We start from the raw sequence: 17232 nt of genomic DNA on the forward strand, positions 1-17232 counted from the left end.
CGGCCGGCAACGGCCGCCTCCCGGCGCCTGAACGGGTTTACCTGCCATCGCGCCGGCCGCACGTCGGTCGGCGCATGATCGCAGCAGGTTCCCCGAGGAGATCGCCATGAAGACCCCGCTCCTGATCGCCGGACTGTGCCTGGCGCTGGCCGCCTGCGCGACCACCGGCCGGCTCAGCAGTACCGAGAAACTGGATCTGTACCGTGCCCACGCCGGCGCGCCGCAGAACGACATGCAGTTCTTCGGCCGCCTCAATGGCTGGACCGAGCTGGGTGACAGCGCACTGGCGGTCTGGACGCGCCCAAGCGAGGCTTACCTGCTTGAGTTGAACGGCCCCTGCCAGGACCTGCCATATGCCACCGCCATCGGCCTGACCAGCAGCATGGGCCGGGTGTCGTCGCGCTTTGACAAGGTGCTGGTGCGCGATCCGACCGGTGGCCCGCGCATGCCGTGCTTCATCAACAGCATCCGCAAGCTGGACGTGAAGGCGTTGCGCACTTCCGAGCAGGAGCTGCGCCAGGCGCAGGTGCAGGAGCGCGAGGAATCCGGGAAATAAACTGGTAGCGCCGGGCCATGCCCGGCGGATGCCTGGACGCCGGGCATGGCCCGGCGCTACCGGCAGGTCAGGTTTCCGGAGTGAAACCCGCCGGCTTTTCCGCATCCTTCTCGAACAGGAACTTGACCAGTTCGCCTTCAAGGAACGCGCGATGTTCAGGGGTGCGCGGCGACAGGCGGTTTTCGTTGATCAGCATGGTCTGGTGCGCGAGCCACGCGGCCCAGGCCTGCTTGCCGATGTTGCTGAAGATGCGCTGGCCCAGTTCGCCGGGGTAGGGCACGAAGTCCAGGCCCTCGGCATCGCGTTGTTCGTACTGGCAGAAGACGGTTCGGGACATGGCACTCACTCGTGGTTGCGGGGTTTCTTGGAATTTCGTTTCGGCGCCTTGATCGTGGCGCCGTCGAGCAGCTTGCGGATGGGGGCTGGCAGGCCCAGCACGGGCAACTCGTCGGTGGCGACCCAGCGCAGCGTGGGTTCTTCCACGCGCAGGCCGTGTACCTGCCGCGACAGTACCTGCAGGTGCAGTTTGTAGTGGCTGAAGGTGTGCTGCAGCACCGGCAGCGCTTCGGCGTCTTCCAGAGAGCCTTCAACGTGCGCGTCGAACCAGTCCTGCAGCTCGCTGCCGGCGTCGGCCTGCGGCAGCGTCCACAACTGTGCCCAGATGCCGGTGTCCGGCCGCTTCTGCAGCAGCACGCGCTGCTGGGCGTCGCGCAGCAGCAGGGCAACGGCCTCGCGCTCGGGCAGGGTCTTGCTGGGCTTGGGTGTCGGCAGTTCGGCAGTGCGGCCTTCGCGGCGCGCCACGCAGTCATCCTGCAGCGGGCAGATGACGCAGGTGGGTTTGGCGCGGCTGCACACCGTTGCGCCCAGGTCCATCTGCGCCTGCGTGTAGTCGGCCATGCGCCCGGCCGGCACCCGCGCCACGTGCGCCTCGGCGATCACCCACAATTGCTTCTCGACGACCGGCAGGCCGGGGAAGCCATCGATGCCGTGGTAACGGCTGAGCACGCGCTTGACGTTGCCATCGAGGATCGCGAACGGGTCGTTCCAGGCCTGGCTGAGGATCGCGCCGGCGGTGCTGCGGCCGATGCCGGGCAGCGCATGCAATGCATCGAAATCGCGCGGCAGATCGCCGTCGTGCAGTTCCACGCAGCGCTTTGCAGCGGCATGCAGGTTGCGTGCGCGGGCGTAGTAGCCGAGCCCGGCCCACTGTGCCATCACCGCGTCATTGCTGGCGGCGGCGAGGTCGGACAGGGTCGGGAAGTGTTGCAGGAACCGCTGGAAGTACGGGATGACCGTGGTCACCTGGGTCTGCTGCAGCATGATTTCCGACAGCCAGACCCGGTAGGGGCTGCGCGGGTGCTGCCAGGGCAGGTCGTGGCGGCCGTGGTCGTCGAACCAGTGCAGCAGGCGGTCGACGAAACCGTCTTCCCGGGCAGTCTTGGCGCTGGCGTGCGGCTGGCGGGGCATCGGGGTTCCAGAGAGGCAGCCACCCGTGGGGTGGCTCTACCGGTTTCAGTAGAGCCACGCCATGCGTGGCTGCACGGTGTATCAGGCGCCCAGCGCTTCGGGCAGCAGGGCGTCGACGAAGGCTTCCGGATCGAACACGCGCAGGTCTTCCGGGCGCTCGCCGATGCCTGCGAAACGGATCGGAATGCCGAACTCGCGGGCCAGCGCGAACACCACGCCGCCCTTGGCAGTGCCGTCCAGCTTGGTCACTACCAGGCCGGTCACGTTCACCGCAGCATTGAACTGGCGCAGCTGCGACAGCGCGTTCTGGCCGGTGGTGCCGTCGATCACCATCAGCACCTCATGCGGGGCGGTGGGATCGATCTTGCCGAGCACGCGGCGGATCTTGCCCAGCTCGTTCATCAGGCCGGACTGGGTGTGCAGGCGACCGGCGGTATCGGCGATCAGCACCGAGGTGCCGCGGGCCTTGCCGGCCTGCAGCGCGTCGAATGCCACCGACGCGGCATCGGCGTTCTGCCCCTGCGCGACCACGGCCACGCCGTTGCGCTCGCCCCAGGCCTGCAGCTGGGCCACGGCGGCGGCGCGGAAGGTATCGCCAGCGGCCAGCATCAGGCTGTGGCCGTCATCCTTGAAGCGCTTGGCCAGCTTGCCGATGGTGGTGGTCTTGCCGACGCCGTTGACGCCGACGGTGAGCACCACGAAGGGCTTGGCGTTGCGATCGATCACCAGCGGCTTGGCGACCGGCTGCAGGATCGCGATCAGCTCGGCGCGCAGCGCGGCCAGCAGCGCATTGGCGTCGGCGAACTCGCGCGACTTCATGCGCTTGCGCAGGCCCTCGACCAGATCGGTGGTGGCGCCTACGCCGACATCGGCGGTGATCAGCGCGGTTTCCAGCTCGTCCAGCAGATCGTCGTCGAGCTTGGGGTTGCGCGAGAACAGGCCGCCGAAGCTGCGTGCGATGACGCTGTTTCGCAGGCGTTCGCGCCAGCCGGGTTTGCCGGCAGGCGCCGGAACGGCGTCGACCGAGGCGGCGGCAGGCAGGTCGTCGGAGACCGCTGCTGGGGTCGGCGCAGGCGCAGGTTCCGGCAGTGGCGCAGGCACCGGCTCGATGGCTGGGGCAGCGACAGGGGCGACGTCGATCTGCGCGATCGGGGCCGGGGCAATGGGTGCCGGGACGGCCGGGACCACCGGAGCGGGAGCCGCCGGGGTGGGCTCGACCGTTACCGGGGCGACCGCTGCCGGGGGCGGCTCAACGGGGGCAGGTGCGGCCGGCGCAGCTACCGGCGCGGGTTCCTTGTCCTCGACCGGCGCGGCCGACGGGAATGCCGCCGCCAGCTCTTCAGCCGAGTAGTGCTGGGTCTTGGGTGCCTCCGCTGCGGGGGCATCCTGGGGCTTCTTGCGGCGGAAAAAACTGAGCATTGGCAAAAGGCGCTGAAATCAGGGGGATATGCTACCACTCGGGCCTGTCCGGCCGATGTGGACTCAAGGTCGCGGCCCGCCGGCCGTTAACCGGTCCGGAGGGCTGCGTCGTGCGGCCCGGAGACCGCCATGGACAACGTGATGGGAATTGCCCTCAGCGGGATGCGTGCGGCCCAGCAGGGCGTGCAGGTGGCCGCGCACAACGTGGCCAACCTGGCGACCCCAGATGCCCAGCGCCTGCAGTTGCAGCGCAATACCACCGAGCAGGGTGGGGTGCAGGCTTCGGTGACGTCCACCGGCGCCGATGCCGCCGCGCCGCTGGGTGATCTGCTGGCCGCGAAAGCCGAGGTGGTGGCCTTCGCTGCCAATGCTGCGGTGATCCGCCGCCAGGACCAGATGCTGGGCTCGCTGCTGGATCGGAAAGCCTGAGCAACACCGCTTTGGCAGGTGCCAACCTTGGTTGGCACGCTTTTGGGGCGCCAACCAAGGTTCGCCTCTACCAGGGCAGCAGTGCCAACCAAGGTTGGCACCTACCAGAGCCTCGCCAAGCGCTGCCCAGCACCCGATCTGTCGATCAGGCCGACAGTTCCAGCAGCAGCTTGTTCAGGCGCGCCACGTAGGCACCCGGGTCCTTCAGGCTGTCACCTGCGGCCAGTGCGGCCTGGTCGAACAGCACCCGGCCCAGATCGTCAAAGCGTGCGCCATCGGCTTCGGCATCGAGCTTGGCAATCAGCGGGTGGCCCGGGTTGATCTCCAGCACCGGCTTGCTGTCCGGCACCTTCTGCCCGCTGGCTTCCAGGATCTGGCGCATCTGCAGGCCCAGGTCCTGTTCGCCGATGGCCAGCACCGCCGGTGAATCGGTCAGGCGGTGCGACACGCGCACTTCGGCCACGTCATCGCCCAGCACCGTCTTCAGGCGCTCGACCAGGCCCTGCTTGTCCTTGGCCGCGGCTTCCTGTTCCTGCTTGTCCGCTTCGGTTTCCAAGGCACCCAGGTCGAGGTCGCCACGAGCGATGTCGACGAAGCCCTTGCCGTCGAAATCGGTCAGGTAGCCCATCAGCCACTCGTCGATGCGGTCGGTCAGCAGCAGCACTTCCACGCCCTTCTTGCGGAACACTTCCAGGTGCGGGCTGTTGCGGACCTGGCTGTAGCTCTCGCCGGTCAGGTAATAGATCTTGTCCTGGCCTTCGGTCATGCGGCCGAGGTAGTCGGCCAGCGACACGCTCTGCGCATCGCCGTCACCACGGGTGGAGGCGAAGCGCAGCAGGCCGGCCACCTTCTCGCGGTTGTTGTAGTCCTCGGCCGGGCCTTCCTTCAGCACCTGGCCGAATTCCTTCCAGAACGTGGCGTACTGCTCCGGCTTGTCGGCGGCCAGCTTCTCCAGCATGTCCAGCGAGCGCTTGGTCAGCGCGGCCTTCATCGAATCGATGACCGGGCCGGACTGCAGGATCTCGCGCGAGACATTCAGCGACAGGTCGTTGGAATCGACCACACCCTTGATGAAGCGCAGGTACAGCGGCAGGAACTGCTCGGCCTGGTCCATCACGAACACGCGCTGCACGTACAGCTTCAGGCCCTTGGGCGCATCGCGGTGGTACAGGTCGAACGGCGCACGGCCGGGCACGTACAGCAGCGAGGTGTACTCCAGCTTGCCCTCGACCTTGTTGTGGCTCCACGCCAGCGGGTCGCTGTGGTCGTGCGCCACGTGCTTGTAGAACTCGGTGTATTCGGCATCGCTGATTTCGGTGCGCGGGCGGGTCCACAGTGCGCTGGCGCGGTTGACAGTTTCCCACTCGACCGCTGCGCCTTCTTCACCGCCCTCCTTGGGCATCTGGATCGGCAGGCCGATGTGGTCCGAGTACTTCTTGAGGATGCTGCGCAGGCGCCAGCCGTCGGCGAAATCGTGTTCGCCATCCTTCAAGTGCAGCACGATGCGGGTGCCGCGCTCGGCCTTGTCGACAGTGGCCACTTCGAAATCGCCTTCGCCGCGCGAGGTCCAGCGCACGCCGTCGCCTGCAGCCAGGCCGGCGCGGCGCGAGGTCACTTCCACTTCGTCAGCGACGATGAAGGCGCTGTAGAAGCCGACGCCGAACTGGCCGATCAGCTGCGAATCCTTCTTCTGGTCGCCGGACAGCTGGCGCAGGAAGTCGCCTGTGCCGGACTTTGCAATCGTGCCGAGGTGGGCGATGGCTTCGGCGCGGCTCATGCCGATGCCGTTGTCTTCGATGGTGATGGTGTGGGCGGCGGGGTCGAAGCTGACGCGCACGCGCAGCTCGCTGTCGCCCTCCAGCAGAGCGGGCTGGGTCAGGGCCTCGAAGCGCAGCTTGTCGGCGGCGTCGGCGGCGTTGGAGACCAGCTCGCGCAGGAAGATCTCCTTGTTGGAGTACAGCGAGTGGATCATCAGCTGCAGCAGCTGCTTGACTTCGGTCTGGAAGCCAAGGGTTTCGGTCTGGGTGGTCTCGGTCATCGATAAGGCTCCGTGTGCAATGCCGCGCCAGCGCGTGCGGCCTCGCCAAGGGGTATGGCTGATTGTCCCGAAATCAAGGGGTTGGTCGGGCAGGGTTGCACCCTGCACCCGCAGAGGCCGAAGCAACAGCAACAGCGGGCATTCCGTGAGATGGCGGGGCGGTGTGGGTTGGCAGGACACGCCGTAAACCCGTCCCTGGGGGCTCGATGGCGCCATCCATGGCGCCAACGGTCCTGCCAACCCACACCGCCCCGCCTCTGACAGGTTCACTCGGCTGTTGGTAGGTGTCGACCTTGGTCGACACCTCTGTCAGAAATCGATACATCAAATGGAGTCAGATCCGTTTTCCGCAGGAAAACGGATCTGACTCCAAGAGAGTTCCGACAGATCGCAGCAAACTGTCGAAGGCGGGGTGGGTCCGGTTGAGGGGGCGTGAGCCGCATGGATGCGGCGACCGAGCTTACATGGACGTACTTGCAGCGTCCCCCTCGACCGGACCCACCCCGCCATCCCAAGGAATGCCCGCTGTTGCTGTTGCTTCGGCCGTTGCTGTGGCTTCTGCGGGTGCCGGGCAAAGCCCGGCCGAACTACAATCCCGCTCATGCTGAATTTCTCGAACAACTCCCGCCGGGGGCGCCGGTGAGCGGCCGTGGGGGCAATGACGGCCAGGTCCGCATCATCGGTGGACGCTGGCGCAATACCCGCCTGCCGGTGCCGACGCTGCCGGGCCTGCGGCCCAGCAGCGACCGTGTGCGCGAAACCCTGTTCAACTGGCTGATGCCCAAGCTCGGCGGGGCCCGCGTGCTGGACCTGTTCGCCGGCAGCGGCGCGCTGGGCCTGGAGGCGGTCTCACGCGGTGCCGCCCATGCCACCCTGGTCGAGCGCGATGCGCAGTTGGGGCGCAACCTGACCGCCGCCGTAGCCAAGCTGCAGGCCAGCGACCAGATCAGCGTCGTGCAGGCCGATGCCCTGCGCTGGCTGCAGGGCGCACCCGCGCAGCAGGCCGACCTGGTCTTCATCGACCCGCCGTTTGCCGATGGCCTGTGGCAGGACGTGCTGGCCCAGCTGCCGCGCCACCTGGCTGCCGATGCCTGGCTGTACCTGGAATCGCCGGCCGGCCACGTGCCGGTGCTGCCGCCGGACTGGCTGCTGCACCGCGAGGGCGGCACCCGAGAGGTGCGCTTTGCCCTGTACCGCCGTGCCACTGCTACACTTTGACCTCATCTGAACATCTGCATCCGCCCATGACCGTGGCCAACCGCCGCATCGCCGTCTATCCCGGCACGTTCGACCCGATCACCAACGGTCACATCGACCTGGTGAGCCGCGCCGCGCCGTTGTTTGAAAAGGTCGTGGTCGGCGTGGCGCAGAGCCCGTCCAAGGGCCCGGCGCTGCCGCTGGAGCAGCGCGTGCAGCTGGCGCGTGGCGCGCTGGCCCACCACGGCAATGTCGAAGTCATCGGCTTCGATACCCTGCTGGCCCATTTCGTACGCTCGGTCCAGGGCGGGGTGCTGCTGCGCGGCCTGCGCGCGGTGTCCGATTTCGAGTACGAGTTCCAGATGGCCAGCATGAACCGTCACCTGATCCCCGAGGTCGAGACCCTGTTCCTGACCCCGGCCGAGCAGCACAGTTTCATTTCGTCCTCGCTGGTCCGCGAGATCGCACGCCTGGGCGGCGACGTGTCCGGTTTCGTGCCGGCCGCGGTGCTTGAAGCCCTGCGCAAGGTCCGTGAAGCGAAGTCGGCACAGTCGTAAGCCCCGCTGTACCCGCACCCCATTACGTACAACACCACGCACCATTCCGGGAGGAAACCCATGAACACCACCATGCGCGCGATGCTGATCGCTTCGTTGGCCCTGGCCTTCACCGCCTGCAAGAAGGAAGAGGCCGCTCCGGTCGACGAGGCCAAGCAGGCCCTGGTCGCTCCGTCCAAGGACGACGATGCAGGCTGGAAGAAGTACCTGCAGGAAGTGGCGATCCAGAACATGGGCAACATCACCAACAGCCCGTTCCTGTACTACCTCTCGCCGGAATCGGACCCGGACTTCCAGGCCAAGTACGAGCGCCAGACCGAGAGCGCGACCCAGGCCGTGGCCCGTGGCGTGCAGCCGGGCAACATGCTGGCCTTCGGTTCGTCGGCCTCGGGCAAGATGGCTGACATGATCCAGGCCGTGTTCAAGGACGTGTCGCCGGATTCGATGAAGGGCGTGCGCGTCGTCTTCATCGGCCAGTCGGCCGACAACGCCCGCGTGCAGGCTGCGATCCAGCCGACCGGTGCCGAGTACATTTTCGTCGAAGCCAAGTAATACCGAGCCATGGCGGCCATGCTCCGGCATGGCCCGGGCGGCGCCCTGCAAGGACGCCGCTGATGACCTGACCGGCCCGCGCGCCCGCGCTGGCCGGTCCTTTGTCCCAGGGCGCGGGCGAGGAGTATCGCCGTGTCGCTGAAAATCAACGAGCTCTGCGTCAACTGCGACGTATGCGAGCCGGCCTGCCCGAACCAGGCCATTGCGATGGGTGAAACCATCTACGTGATCGACCCTGCGCGCTGCACCGAATGCGTGGGTCATTTCGACGAGCCACAGTGCGTGGTCGTCTGCCCGGTCGAGTGCATCGACCCGGACCCGGAGATCGTGGAAACGGAAGACCAGCTGCTGGCCAAGCTGCGCCAGCTGCAGCACGATCACCCTGAACTCTATGCGGAGCCCCCATCCGAATGAAGACGCTGATCGTCCGTCCGCTGTTGCTGCTCGGCCTGTTGCTGAGCCCGATCGCCTGGGCCGACAGCCCGGCCCGTGCCGAACGCCCCGACGGCGCGGCCATTGCCAGCGGCCACGCGCTGGCCACCCAGGCCGGCATCGATATCCTGGCGCAGGGCGGCAACGCCTTCGACGCTGCAGTGGCGGTATCGTCCACGCTGGCGGTGGTCGAGCCGATCAGTTCCGGGTTGGGCGGCGGCGGATTCTTCCTGCTGCACGACGCTGCCACCGGCAAGGACCTGATGCTGGATGCGCGCGAGACCGCACCGGCCGCAGCGACCCCGCAGGCCTTCCTCGACAAGCAGGGCAACCTCGACCGTGATCGTTCGGTCAATGGTGCCTGGTCGGCGGGTATTCCCGGCCTGCCCGCAGCGCTGGTCGAGCTGTCGGCCAAGCATGGCAAGCTGCCGTTGTCGGCTTCGCTGCAGCCGGCGATCCGCATCGCCCGCGAAGGCTTCCCGGTGTACGACCGCATGGCCAAGGGCTATGCCTCGCGCCGCGAAGTGATGGAGCGTTACCCCGGCACGCGCGAGGTCTACCTGCGCAATGGCAAGCCGATCGCCACCGGTGACCTGTTCAAGCAGCCGGAGCTGGCACAGACGCTGGAGCGCCTGGCCGCCGGTGGCTTCGATGGCTTCTACAAGGGCCAGACCGGAAAGCTGCTGCTGGCCGGCGTGAAGCAGGCCGGCGGCAAGTGGACCGCCGAAGAGCTGGCCGGATACCGCGTGAAGCAGCGCGAGCCGATCGTATTCAACTACAACGGCTGGAAGATCACCACCGCGCCGCCGCCGTCGTCCGGTGGCATTGCGCTGGCCAGCATGCTGCAGATCCTGGAAGGCTGGGATATCAGGAAGATGGACCCGGCACACCGCACCCACCTGGTGGTGGAGTCGATGCGCCGCGCCTACCGCGACCGCACCTTCTTCCTTGGTGATCCGGACTTCGTGCAGATCCCGCAGAAAGTGCTGACCAGCAAGGACTACGCGCAGGGCCTGCGGGCGACCATCCATCCGGAGAAGGCCACGCCCAGCGACCTGCTGTCGGGCAACCCGACGCCGCTGGAAGACGACGAGACCACGCACTTCTCGATCATCGACCGCGACGGCAACCGCGTCGGCGCCACCCAGACCGTCAACCTGCTGTATGGCTCGGGGCTGATTCCCAAGGGCACCGGCGTGCTGCTGAACAACGAGATGGACGACTTCGCGCTGAAGCCGGGCACGCCCAACGCGTTCGGCGTGATGGGCTACGAAGCCAATGCGCCGAAGGCGGGCAAGCGCATGCTCAGCTCGATGACGCCGACCTTCATGGAGAACGGCGACAAGGTGGTGGTGCTGGGCACCCCGGGTGGCAGCCGCATCATCACCATGGTGCTGCTGGGCATCCTCGGCTACGACGACGGCCTTGACGCGCAGCAGGTCGCAGCGCTGCCGCGCTACCACCACCAGTGGCTGCCGGACCTGATCGAAGCCGAGGACGATGCGTTCGACGCGGCGACGGTGAAGCAGCTGCAGGCAATGGGCCACAAGATCGACCTGCCGGGTGACGTCGCCGCCGGTGGCCGCGGTTCCAGCCACGTGTGGGGCAACCTGCAGACCGTGGAATGGGACCGCAAGGCGAACAAACTGTTCGGCGGCAGCGACCCGCGCAACCCGGTGGGCAGTGCCCAGGTCGTGCCGGCACGCTGATCCTGTAATGCCGGCCGCTGGCCGGCAATCTGGATCAATACCGAAACCCCGCCTTTGCCGGCGGGGTTTTCAGTTTCCTTTCTAGCGATTATTTAACGCGTTGGCGCCGATAATTGACGCATGAAACTCTGGTCTATTCGTGGAAACTCGCAGCGCCTCGATGGCGGCGCGATGTTTGGTAACGCACCGCGTGCGTTGTGGGAAAAATGGGCGGCACCGGACGAGCTCAATCGCATCGAGCTGGCCTGCCGTGCGCTGCTTGCCAGCCCGCTGGAAGGCAAGACGGTGTTGTTTGAAACCGGTATCGGCGCGTTCTTCGATCCGCGCATGCGTGAGCGTTACGGCGTGCAGGAAAGCCAGCACGTGCTGATCGATTCGCTGCGCGAAGCCGGCTTCGAGCACGAAGATATCGATGTCGTGGTGCTCAGCCACCTGCACTTCGATCATGCCGGCGGACTGCTGGCGGCATGGAGCGAAGGGCGTGAGCCCGAGTTGCTGTTCCCCAACGCGACCTACGTGGTCGGCGCGCAGCATTGGCAGCGCGCCGTGCAACCGCACCCGCGTGACCGGGCCAGCTTCATTCCGGAACTGCCCGGCCTGCTGCAGGCCAGTGGTCGCCTGGAAGTGGTGGACGGGGAGTACTCGCAGGTACTCGGCCGCAGCGTGCGCTTCAGCTACAGCGACGGGCATACGCCGGGGCTGATGCTGGCCGAGATCGTCGGTCACGCGCATGCAGGCGAGGGTGCGCACGGTGGCGTGGTGTTCTGTGCCGACCTGATCCCGGGGCGCTCATGGGTGCACGTGCCGATCACCATGGGCTACGACCGCAACGCCGAGCTCCTGATCGACGAAAAGCGGCAGTTCCTTGAAGACAAGCTGGCGCGCAACGTTCGGCTGTTCTTCACCCATGACCCGCAGGTGGCGCTGGCGCAGCTGGGGCGCGATGACAAGGGGCGTTTCGTGACGCTGCATGAGCAGGGCGAGCTGAAGGCGCGCGCGCTCGGTTAAAAGGCCGGGCGATGCCCGGCCTTCCAGTCACGCAGTAGATCCACGCCATGCGTGGATGGCACCCTGCCAGATATAGGCGTCAAGACGCCTTCAGGCAGCTGCTCATGAAGGTCTTGCGCGCATCACCGGCCAGCTTCCTGGCGCCCGCGTCAGCGTTGCACTTGCGCATGCGTTCCTGCTGCGCATTGGCCGGCTTGGAGTCGGCGGCGTGGCCACTGAGGCAGGAACTCTGCGCGGTCTTGTAGGCATCGCCCTTCAAGCCCTTGTTCTTGGCCGAGCATTCGGCCATGCGCTGCTGCTGCGGGGTGGTAGCGTTGGCAGCCAGGGGCAGGCCGACCAGCAGGACGGCGGCCAGCAGGAAAGAAGCTTTCATCGGGAGCTCCAAGGGTGGCGGGTGCGCGGAGCATTCGCTTCCAGCCGGCAAGGACACGTGAAGAGTCACGCCATTGCCGCGCCTGCTTGCGGCGACGTTCAGATCGGCGTATTACTTAGCCATATGGGTAAGTATGATCCCGCCATTCAAGAGGTCTTCCAGGCACTGGCCGACCCGACCCGGTGCGCGATCGTGGCCGCGCTGGGGCAGGGGCCGCGCACGGTGTCGGTGCTGGCCGAGCCTTTCCAGATGGCCTTGCCCTCGCTGATGAAACATCTGGCCGTGCTGGAACGCAGCGGCGTGGTGCGCAGCCACAAGCAGGGGCGCATACGTACCTGCGAACTGGTGCCGGCGCGGCTGGGCCAGGCCGAGCAGTGGCTCGCAGAACAGCGTGCCGCATGGGAAGCGCGTGCCGACCGCATGGTCGATTTCGTCGAAACCCTTCATCGACAGGAGCAGGCCCATGGCCGTAGACGCAGATAACAACCCCGACACCGATCTGGTCATCAGCCGTGTGCTGAACGCCCCGCGCGCGGCCTTGTGGCGGGCGTGGACCGACCCGGAACTGCTGCGCCAGTGGTGGTGCCCGAAGCCGTGGACCACCGAGGTGCGCGCATTCGACCTGCGTCCCGGCGGGGCCTTCCACACCTTCATGCAGGGCCCGGATGGCGGTAGCAGTGACAATCCGGGCAGCTTCCTGGAGATCGTGCCGCAGCAGCGCCTGGTGTTCACCTCGATGCTGGGCGAAGGCTGGCGACCGCAGTCCCCCTGGCTGGGCTTCACCGCCATCATCACCATGGAAGACGAGGGGCAGGGTTGCCGCTACACCGCGCGGGTTATGCACCCGGACAAGGCCATGCGCGACCAGCATGAGCAGCTGGGCTTCTTCGACGGCTGGAACACCGTCATCGGACAGCTGGAAATCTTCGCGGCCGGGCTGTAGGCCGGAATACGGGGTGGGGTCAGATCCCTTTCGCAGAAAGGGCTCTGACCCCGGTTCGCCGGTTCAGCCGACGCGGGTACCGAAGATGCGGTCACCGGCGTCGCCCAGGCCCGGCAGGATGTAACCCTTGTCGTTGAGCTGGGCGTCGATGGCCGCGGTGTAGATCTCCACGTCCGGGTGCACGGCCTTGACCGCTTCGATGCCTTCCGGCGCGGCGACCAGGAAGATGCCCTTGATGCGGCGGGCGCCGGCACGCTTGAGCATGTCGATGGTGGCGATCAGGGTGCCGCCGGTGGCCAGCATCGGGTCCAGGATCAGCGCGTCGCGCTCTTCCAGGCGGCCGGTCAGGCGCTCGAAGTAGGGCACCGGCTGCAGGGTTTCCTCATCGCGCTGCAGGCCGACCACGCTGACGCGGGCCGCCGGGATCAGCGACAGCACGCCGCTGAGCATGCCCAGGCCGGCACGCAGGATCGGCACCACGGTGATCTTGGCGCCGGCAATGCGCTGCACCGTGACCGGGCCGGCCCAGCCGGGCAGGGTGTGCGGCTCGGTGTCCAGGTCGGCGGTGGCCTCGTAGGCCAGCAGCGTACCCAGTTCGTTGGCCAGTTCGCGGAAATCCTTGGTGCTGAGCGCGGCATTGCGCATCAGGCCGATCTTGTGCTGCACCAGCGGGTGGCGCACTTCGACGATCTTCATGGTCGGGAAGGGGGAAAAGGAGAGAGGACGCCATTTTGCCGGATTGGCGTGTCGAACCCCAAACCGGGCCCCGACCCGCCGTACATGAAATGTGCAGATGCATGTCACGGCCATGCAACCTTGCGGACATACCGTGCAGACCCATTCTTAACAGGAATGGGGATTCCCAGTGCACATCAAGACTCCGTTGGCCGTTGCCATCACCCTGACCCTGGCGATGGGGGCCGCAGCTCCGCTGCAGGCAGCCGGGCAACAGGCGGTAGCCGCCACCGGCGCCGTCGCGGCCGAAGCGGTCGACCTGGATCGCATTGAAGTGCGCGCCCAGCTCGAATCGCAGATCCGTGCAGTCGACCTCAAGCGCAGCAGCGATGCCATCGAGGATGCGGTGTCCTCCGATGCCCTGGGCCAGTACCCGGACAAGAACGTGGCCGAATCACTGCAGCGCCTGCCGGGCGTCAGCGTCACCCGCGACCAGGGCGAGGGCCGCTTCGTGGTCATTCGCGGCCTGGATGCCAATCTCAACAGCGTCAGCGTGGACGGCATTGCGGTCGGTACGCCGGAAGATTCCAGCCGTGCCGCGCCGCTGGACGTGATTCCCTCCGATTCCACCGAGCGCCTGCGCGTGGTCAAGTCGCCGACCCCGGACATGCCGGGTGATGCCATCGGTGGCGCCGTGCTGGTGGAGTCGGCGTCGGCCTTCGACCGTGACGGTCGCAGCCTGCGCGGCAAGATCGAGGGCAGCCACCAGCAGCTGTCCGGCGAGACCAGTCCCAAGGCCGCCTTCAACTACAGCGAGGTGTTCAACGATACCTTCGGCGTGGCGCTGGGCGTGAATTACCAGAAGCGGAAGTTCGAGTCGGACAACACCGAAGTGGAGTACGACGGCGAAGACGATGCCGCCCCCGGTGACGTGACTGCGATCAACCTGCAGCACCGCAAGTATGAGATCGAACGCAAGCGCATCGGTGCCAACCTCAACCTCGACTGGCGCCCCAACGAAGACAGCAAGTACTACCTGCGCACGCTGTACAGCCAGTTCGATGATGCGGAGACCCGCCAGCGCGTGATCTTCAACTTCGACGATGCGAAGATGGTCAAGACCGGCACCGACCAGTACCGCCTGGACGGCATGCCGAAGGATTCGATCGACAAGCGCATGCGCTACCGCACCAAGAAGGAGAACACCTTCGCGGCCAGCCTCGGTGGCGAGAACAAGCTGACCAGTGCCGTGGTCGATTACCGGATCGGCTACACGCGTACCGAGGAGCGCGTGAACGACGAGATGGAGGCGCGCTTCAAGCTCAACGGCAAGGCCTTCAATGGCACCCTGGACCAAAGCAGCCGCCTGCCCAGCTACAGCTTCGACAACCCGCAGTGGCTGGACAACGGCAATTACGCGTTCGACCGCTTCGTGCTCTCACCCAAGCAGGTGAACGACAAGGAACACAGCGCACAGGTCAACGTGCGCTTCGACGGCGACAGCAGCAGCATCAAGTTCGGTCTGCTCGGCCGCTGGCGCGACCGCGACGTGAATGTGGATGAGCGCGAACTGCGTGTCGGCCCGAAGGTGGCGCTGTCGAGCTGGACCACTTCCTCGCCTGAGCATCGCCACGGCAACCTGGGCGATGGCATGGACTCGGCCGCGATGCGCGCGTTCTGGGCCGCCAGCGGCAGCCAGTACAGTGCCCGCCCGCAGGACGTCGGCGGCAATGCGATGACGTCGCTGGAAGAGGATTACGTGGCCAGCGAGGACATCTTCGCCAGTTATGCGATGGGTACCTGGGACGTGGGCGCGCTGCGCATCATCGGCGGCGTGCGCGTGGAGAACACCCGCTTCAAGGCGGTCGGCAACCAGGTGGACGTGGCCGCCAACGGCCGCAGCTTCACCGTCACCCCGCGCGTGGCCAACAGCAGCTACACCAACGTGCTGCCGGGCCTGCACCTGCGCTACGACGCGGCCGATGACTGGGTGCTGCGCGCTTCGGCCAACAAGACCGTATCGCGCCCGTCCTTCGGCGACGTCTCGCCGCGCGTGGGTTACAGCCGGGGTGACGAGGAAGTGCGCCTGGGCAATCCGGAACTCGATCCGTACGAGTCGAAGAACATCGACCTGTCGGTGGAGAAGTACATCGGCAGCAGCGGTATCGTTTCGCTGGGCCTGTTCCACAAGTCGATCGATAGCTACATCGTGGAAACCGTGCGTACCAATGATCCGGCCTACGGTGGTTTCGACGTGACCCAGCCGATCAATGGCCGCAAGGCCACCGTGCGTGGTGCGGAATTCAACTGGCAGCAGCAGCTGGCCTTCCTGCCGGACGGTCTGGATGGCCTGCTGGTCGGTGCCAGCGGTACCTGGCTGGATACCACGTTCGACGCCGGTATCAAGGACCGTGCGGGCGAGGACTTCACGCTGCCGCGCGCCTCCAAGCATGTCTACAGCGCACACATCGGCTATGAAAAGTACGGTGTAAGCACGCGTCTGGCGGCGGTGTACCGCAGCGAGTACCTGGACAGCATCGGCAAGGGACGCGCCTTCGACATCTACGTGGCACCCAACACCCAGCTCGATTTCTCGCTGGACTACAAGTTCACCCCGCACGTGAGCGTGTACTTTGAAGCGCAGAACCTGCTGGACAAGCCATTGGAGCTGTACCAGGGCACCCGTTCGCGCACCCTGCAGATGGAAGAGTACGGCCGCACCTATGCGCTGGGCCTGAAGGTGGCGCTGTGATGGGGCGTGGCGTCACTGTCCTGGCCGCCGCACTGGCGGCTACGCTGGTTGCCGGCTGCACGCCGGCCACCGGCACCGATCCGGTTGCGGGAGCGGTCGCGCCGGCCGCCGGTGGCGAGCGCGTGGTGACCACCATCGCCGAAGCCTTCCTGTCACCGATGACCCCGGCCGACAACATCGACTCGCCGGCGGCCTGGCGCGCGCCGGACGGCGCGCTGTGGCTGATCGCCACCGCCAAGGCCACCGACAAGCTGGTGGTCTACGACGGCAGCACCGGCCAGCACCTGCGTGACGTCGGCAGCAGCGGCACCGCACCGGGGCAGTTCGACCGCCCAAACGGCATCGCGGTGACCGACGACCTGCTGTGGATCGTGGAGCGCGACAATCACCGCGTGCAGGTACTGAGCCTGCCGGACTTCGCGCCGCTGGCGACGTTCGCTGCGGACGACCTGCGCAAGCCGTACGGGCTGTGGGTCGACCGCCGTGCCGATGGCTACAGCGTCTACGTCACCGACTCCTGGGACAACGGCGAGGATGCGCAGGGGCGAGACATCCTGCCGCCGCTGGCCGAGCTGGACAAGCGCGTGCGCCAGTACCACGTGACCCGCGATGGCGCCAAGGTCGAGGCGAAGCTGGTGGCCAGCATCGGCGATACCACCGAAGCCGGTGCGCTGCGCGTGGTCGAGTCGATCTGGGGCGACCCCGAGAACGACCGGCTGCTGATTGCCGAAGAGGACGAGAGCTACGCCAGCGAGTTCAAGGTCTACACCTTGGCGGGCCGTTTCACCGGCACCACCTTCGGCCGCGATGTGTTCAAGGCGCAGGCCGAAGGCGTGACCCTGCGCACCTGCGGCAAGGATGGCTGGTGGATCACCACCGAGCAGGGCAAGCAACGCAGCGTGTTCCACCTGTTCGACCGGAACACGCTGAAGCCGGTCGGCGCGTTCCAGGGCAACGCCGTGGCCAACACCGATGGCATCTGGATGATGCAGCAGCCCAGCGCGCGCTTCCCGCACGGTGCGTTGTATGCGGTGCATGACGACCAGGGCGTGGTGGCCTTCGACTGGGAGAGCATCGCCAAGCAGCTCGCGCTGCCGCTGGAGTGTGGCGCATGAGCGGGCAGCG

The 17232-nt window shown here is 66.6% G+C and carries 18 protein-coding genes; 12 read left to right on the forward strand and 6 right to left on the reverse strand.

All coding sequences use genetic code 11. The features are described 5' to 3' along the window. Positions 1 to 106: 106 nt before the first annotated feature. Positions 107 to 556 carry a DUF6491 family protein gene (locus CCR98_RS08440; protein WP_087922240.1) on the forward strand — a complete coding sequence of 150 codons (450 nt, stop codon included), beginning with the start codon at positions 107 to 109 and terminating at the stop codon, positions 554 to 556. Positions 557 to 623: 67 nt separating this feature from the next. Here the strand turns inward: CCR98_RS08440 and CCR98_RS08445 are convergent, their stop codons facing one another. From CCR98_RS08445 to ftsY, 3 genes are all read right to left on the reverse strand, one after another. Further along, positions 624 to 893, reverse strand: a complete 270-nt coding sequence (locus CCR98_RS08445) for an oxidative damage protection protein (RefSeq protein WP_032958626.1) — start codon at positions 891 to 893, stop codon at positions 624 to 626. Between the two features lie 5 nt (positions 894 to 898). Further along, entirely contained in the window at positions 899 to 2023 is a 1125-nt protein-coding gene (gene mutY, locus CCR98_RS08450; protein WP_087922241.1) for an A/G-specific adenine glycosylase, read from the reverse strand. A gap of 81 nt (positions 2024 to 2104) precedes the next feature. Next, positions 2105 to 3442 (reverse strand): signal recognition particle-docking protein FtsY, encoded by a 1338-nt coding sequence (gene ftsY, locus CCR98_RS08455; protein ID WP_087922242.1) that lies wholly within the window; start codon positions 3440 to 3442, stop codon positions 2105 to 2107. 129 nt (positions 3443 to 3571) lie between these two features. Between ftsY and CCR98_RS08460 the strand changes: the two genes are divergently transcribed. Further along, on the forward strand, positions 3572 to 3871 hold the full coding sequence (locus CCR98_RS08460) for a hypothetical protein (RefSeq protein WP_087922243.1): 300 nt from the start codon (positions 3572 to 3574) through the stop codon (positions 3869 to 3871). A gap of 145 nt (positions 3872 to 4016) precedes the next feature. Here the strand turns inward: CCR98_RS08460 and htpG are convergent, their stop codons facing one another. Next, a complete protein-coding gene (gene htpG / locus CCR98_RS08465; protein WP_087922244.1) occupies positions 4017 to 5909 on the reverse strand; it encodes a molecular chaperone HtpG in 1893 nt (630 codons plus the stop codon). Between the two features lie 639 nt (positions 5910 to 6548). On the opposite strand from htpG, the gene rsmD reads away from it, so the two are divergent. From rsmD to CCR98_RS08495, 6 genes are all read left to right on the forward strand, one after another. Then, positions 6549 to 7127, forward strand: coding sequence for a 16S rRNA (guanine(966)-N(2))-methyltransferase RsmD (rsmD, locus tag CCR98_RS08470; RefSeq protein ID WP_087922245.1), 579 nt, complete (start codon positions 6549 to 6551; stop codon positions 7125 to 7127). A gap of 26 nt (positions 7128 to 7153) precedes the next feature. Further along, complete coding sequence (coaD, locus tag CCR98_RS08475; RefSeq protein WP_014036814.1) at positions 7154 to 7663, forward strand: pantetheine-phosphate adenylyltransferase; 510 nt, start codon at positions 7154 to 7156, stop codon at positions 7661 to 7663. Between the two features lie 60 nt (positions 7664 to 7723). Continuing rightward, positions 7724 to 8215: a hypothetical protein gene (locus tag CCR98_RS08480; RefSeq protein ID WP_004153167.1), complete on the forward strand. Its 492-nt coding sequence runs from the start codon at positions 7724 to 7726 to the stop codon at positions 8213 to 8215. Between the two features lie 132 nt (positions 8216 to 8347). Next, the gene (locus CCR98_RS08485) at positions 8348 to 8629 is read left to right on the forward strand and encodes a YfhL family 4Fe-4S dicluster ferredoxin (RefSeq protein WP_004153175.1); all 282 of its coding nucleotides are present in this window, start codon (positions 8348 to 8350) and stop codon (positions 8627 to 8629) included. Continuing rightward, the gene (ggt, locus tag CCR98_RS08490) at positions 8626 to 10356 is read left to right on the forward strand and encodes a gamma-glutamyltransferase (protein ID WP_087922246.1); all 1731 of its coding nucleotides are present in this window, start codon (positions 8626 to 8628) and stop codon (positions 10354 to 10356) included. The genes CCR98_RS08485 and ggt overlap by 4 nt, the downstream gene beginning before the upstream one ends. A 120-nt stretch (positions 10357 to 10476) precedes the next feature. Then, entirely contained in the window at positions 10477 to 11364 is an 888-nt protein-coding gene (locus CCR98_RS08495) for an MBL fold metallo-hydrolase (RefSeq protein WP_087922247.1), read from the forward strand. 79 nt (positions 11365 to 11443) lie between these two features. Here CCR98_RS08495 and CCR98_RS08500 read toward each other — a convergent pair whose 3' ends face one another. Continuing rightward, positions 11444 to 11737 carry a PsiF family protein gene (locus CCR98_RS08500; protein WP_087922248.1) on the reverse strand — a complete coding sequence of 98 codons (294 nt, stop codon included), beginning with the start codon at positions 11735 to 11737 and terminating at the stop codon, positions 11444 to 11446. A gap of 57 nt (positions 11738 to 11794) precedes the next feature. Here CCR98_RS08500 and CCR98_RS08505 point away from each other — a divergent pair, with 57 nt between their 5' ends. Next, the gene (locus tag CCR98_RS08505) at positions 11795 to 12220 is read left to right on the forward strand and encodes a metalloregulator ArsR/SmtB family transcription factor (protein WP_232463100.1); all 426 of its coding nucleotides are present in this window, start codon (positions 11795 to 11797) and stop codon (positions 12218 to 12220) included. Beyond that, positions 12201 to 12680: an SRPBCC family protein gene (locus tag CCR98_RS08510; RefSeq protein ID WP_087922249.1), complete on the forward strand. Its 480-nt coding sequence runs from the start codon at positions 12201 to 12203 to the stop codon at positions 12678 to 12680. The genes CCR98_RS08505 and CCR98_RS08510 overlap by 20 nt, the downstream gene beginning before the upstream one ends. Before the next feature lie 63 nt (positions 12681 to 12743). On the opposite strand, the gene upp is transcribed toward CCR98_RS08510, so the two are convergent. Continuing rightward, positions 12744 to 13376, reverse strand: coding sequence for a uracil phosphoribosyltransferase (gene upp / locus CCR98_RS08515; protein ID WP_005409099.1), 633 nt, complete (start codon positions 13374 to 13376; stop codon positions 12744 to 12746). A 169-nt stretch (positions 13377 to 13545) separates the two neighbouring features. On the opposite strand from upp, the gene CCR98_RS08520 reads away from it, so the two are divergent. Both CCR98_RS08520 and CCR98_RS08525 read left to right on the forward strand, forming a co-directional pair. Next, positions 13546 to 16107, forward strand: coding sequence for a TonB-dependent receptor (locus tag CCR98_RS08520; RefSeq protein ID WP_087922250.1), 2562 nt, complete (start codon positions 13546 to 13548; stop codon positions 16105 to 16107). Continuing rightward, positions 16107 to 17222 (forward strand): phytase, encoded by a 1116-nt coding sequence (locus CCR98_RS08525; RefSeq protein ID WP_087922251.1) that lies wholly within the window; start codon positions 16107 to 16109, stop codon positions 17220 to 17222. The genes CCR98_RS08520 and CCR98_RS08525 overlap by 1 nt, the downstream gene beginning before the upstream one ends. Positions 17223 to 17232 lie beyond the last annotated feature (10 nt).

The organism is Stenotrophomonas sp. WZN-1 (genome assembly GCF_002192255.1).
In the GTDB taxonomy this organism is placed as follows: Bacteria; Pseudomonadota; Gammaproteobacteria; order Xanthomonadales; family Xanthomonadaceae; genus Stenotrophomonas.

Bases quoted from the DNA above. Each gene is read 5' to 3' on its own strand.
- CCR98_RS08440 (WP_087922240.1), top strand. From the start codon at position 107: ATGAAGACCCCGCTCCTGATCGCCGGACTGTGCCTGGCGCTGGCCGCC.
- CCR98_RS08445 (WP_032958626.1), bottom strand. From the start codon at position 893: ATGTCCCGAACCGTCTTCTGCCAGTACGAACAACGCGATGCCGAGGGC.
- mutY (WP_087922241.1), bottom strand. From the start codon at position 2,023: ATGCCCCGCCAGCCGCACGCCAGCGCCAAGACTGCCCGGGAAGACGGT.
- ftsY (WP_087922242.1), bottom strand. From the start codon at position 3,442: ATGCTCAGTTTTTTCCGCCGCAAGAAGCCCCAGGATGCCCCCGCAGCG.
- CCR98_RS08460 (WP_087922243.1), top strand. From the start codon at position 3,572: ATGGACAACGTGATGGGAATTGCCCTCAGCGGGATGCGTGCGGCCCAG.
- htpG (WP_087922244.1), bottom strand. From the start codon at position 5,909: ATGACCGAGACCACCCAGACCGAAACCCTTGGCTTCCAGACCGAAGTC.
- coaD (WP_014036814.1), top strand. From the start codon at position 7,154: ATGACCGTGGCCAACCGCCGCATCGCCGTCTATCCCGGCACGTTCGAC.
- CCR98_RS08480 (WP_004153167.1), top strand. From the start codon at position 7,724: ATGAACACCACCATGCGCGCGATGCTGATCGCTTCGTTGGCCCTGGCC.
- ggt (WP_087922246.1), top strand. From the start codon at position 8,626: ATGAAGACGCTGATCGTCCGTCCGCTGTTGCTGCTCGGCCTGTTGCTG.
- CCR98_RS08495 (WP_087922247.1), top strand. From the start codon at position 10,477: ATGAAACTCTGGTCTATTCGTGGAAACTCGCAGCGCCTCGATGGCGGC.
- CCR98_RS08500 (WP_087922248.1), bottom strand. From the start codon at position 11,737: ATGAAAGCTTCTTTCCTGCTGGCCGCCGTCCTGCTGGTCGGCCTGCCC.
- CCR98_RS08510 (WP_087922249.1), top strand. From the start codon at position 12,201: ATGGCCGTAGACGCAGATAACAACCCCGACACCGATCTGGTCATCAGC.
- upp (WP_005409099.1), bottom strand. From the start codon at position 13,376: ATGAAGATCGTCGAAGTGCGCCACCCGCTGGTGCAGCACAAGATCGGC.
- CCR98_RS08525 (WP_087922251.1), top strand. From the start codon at position 16,107: ATGGGGCGTGGCGTCACTGTCCTGGCCGCCGCACTGGCGGCTACGCTG.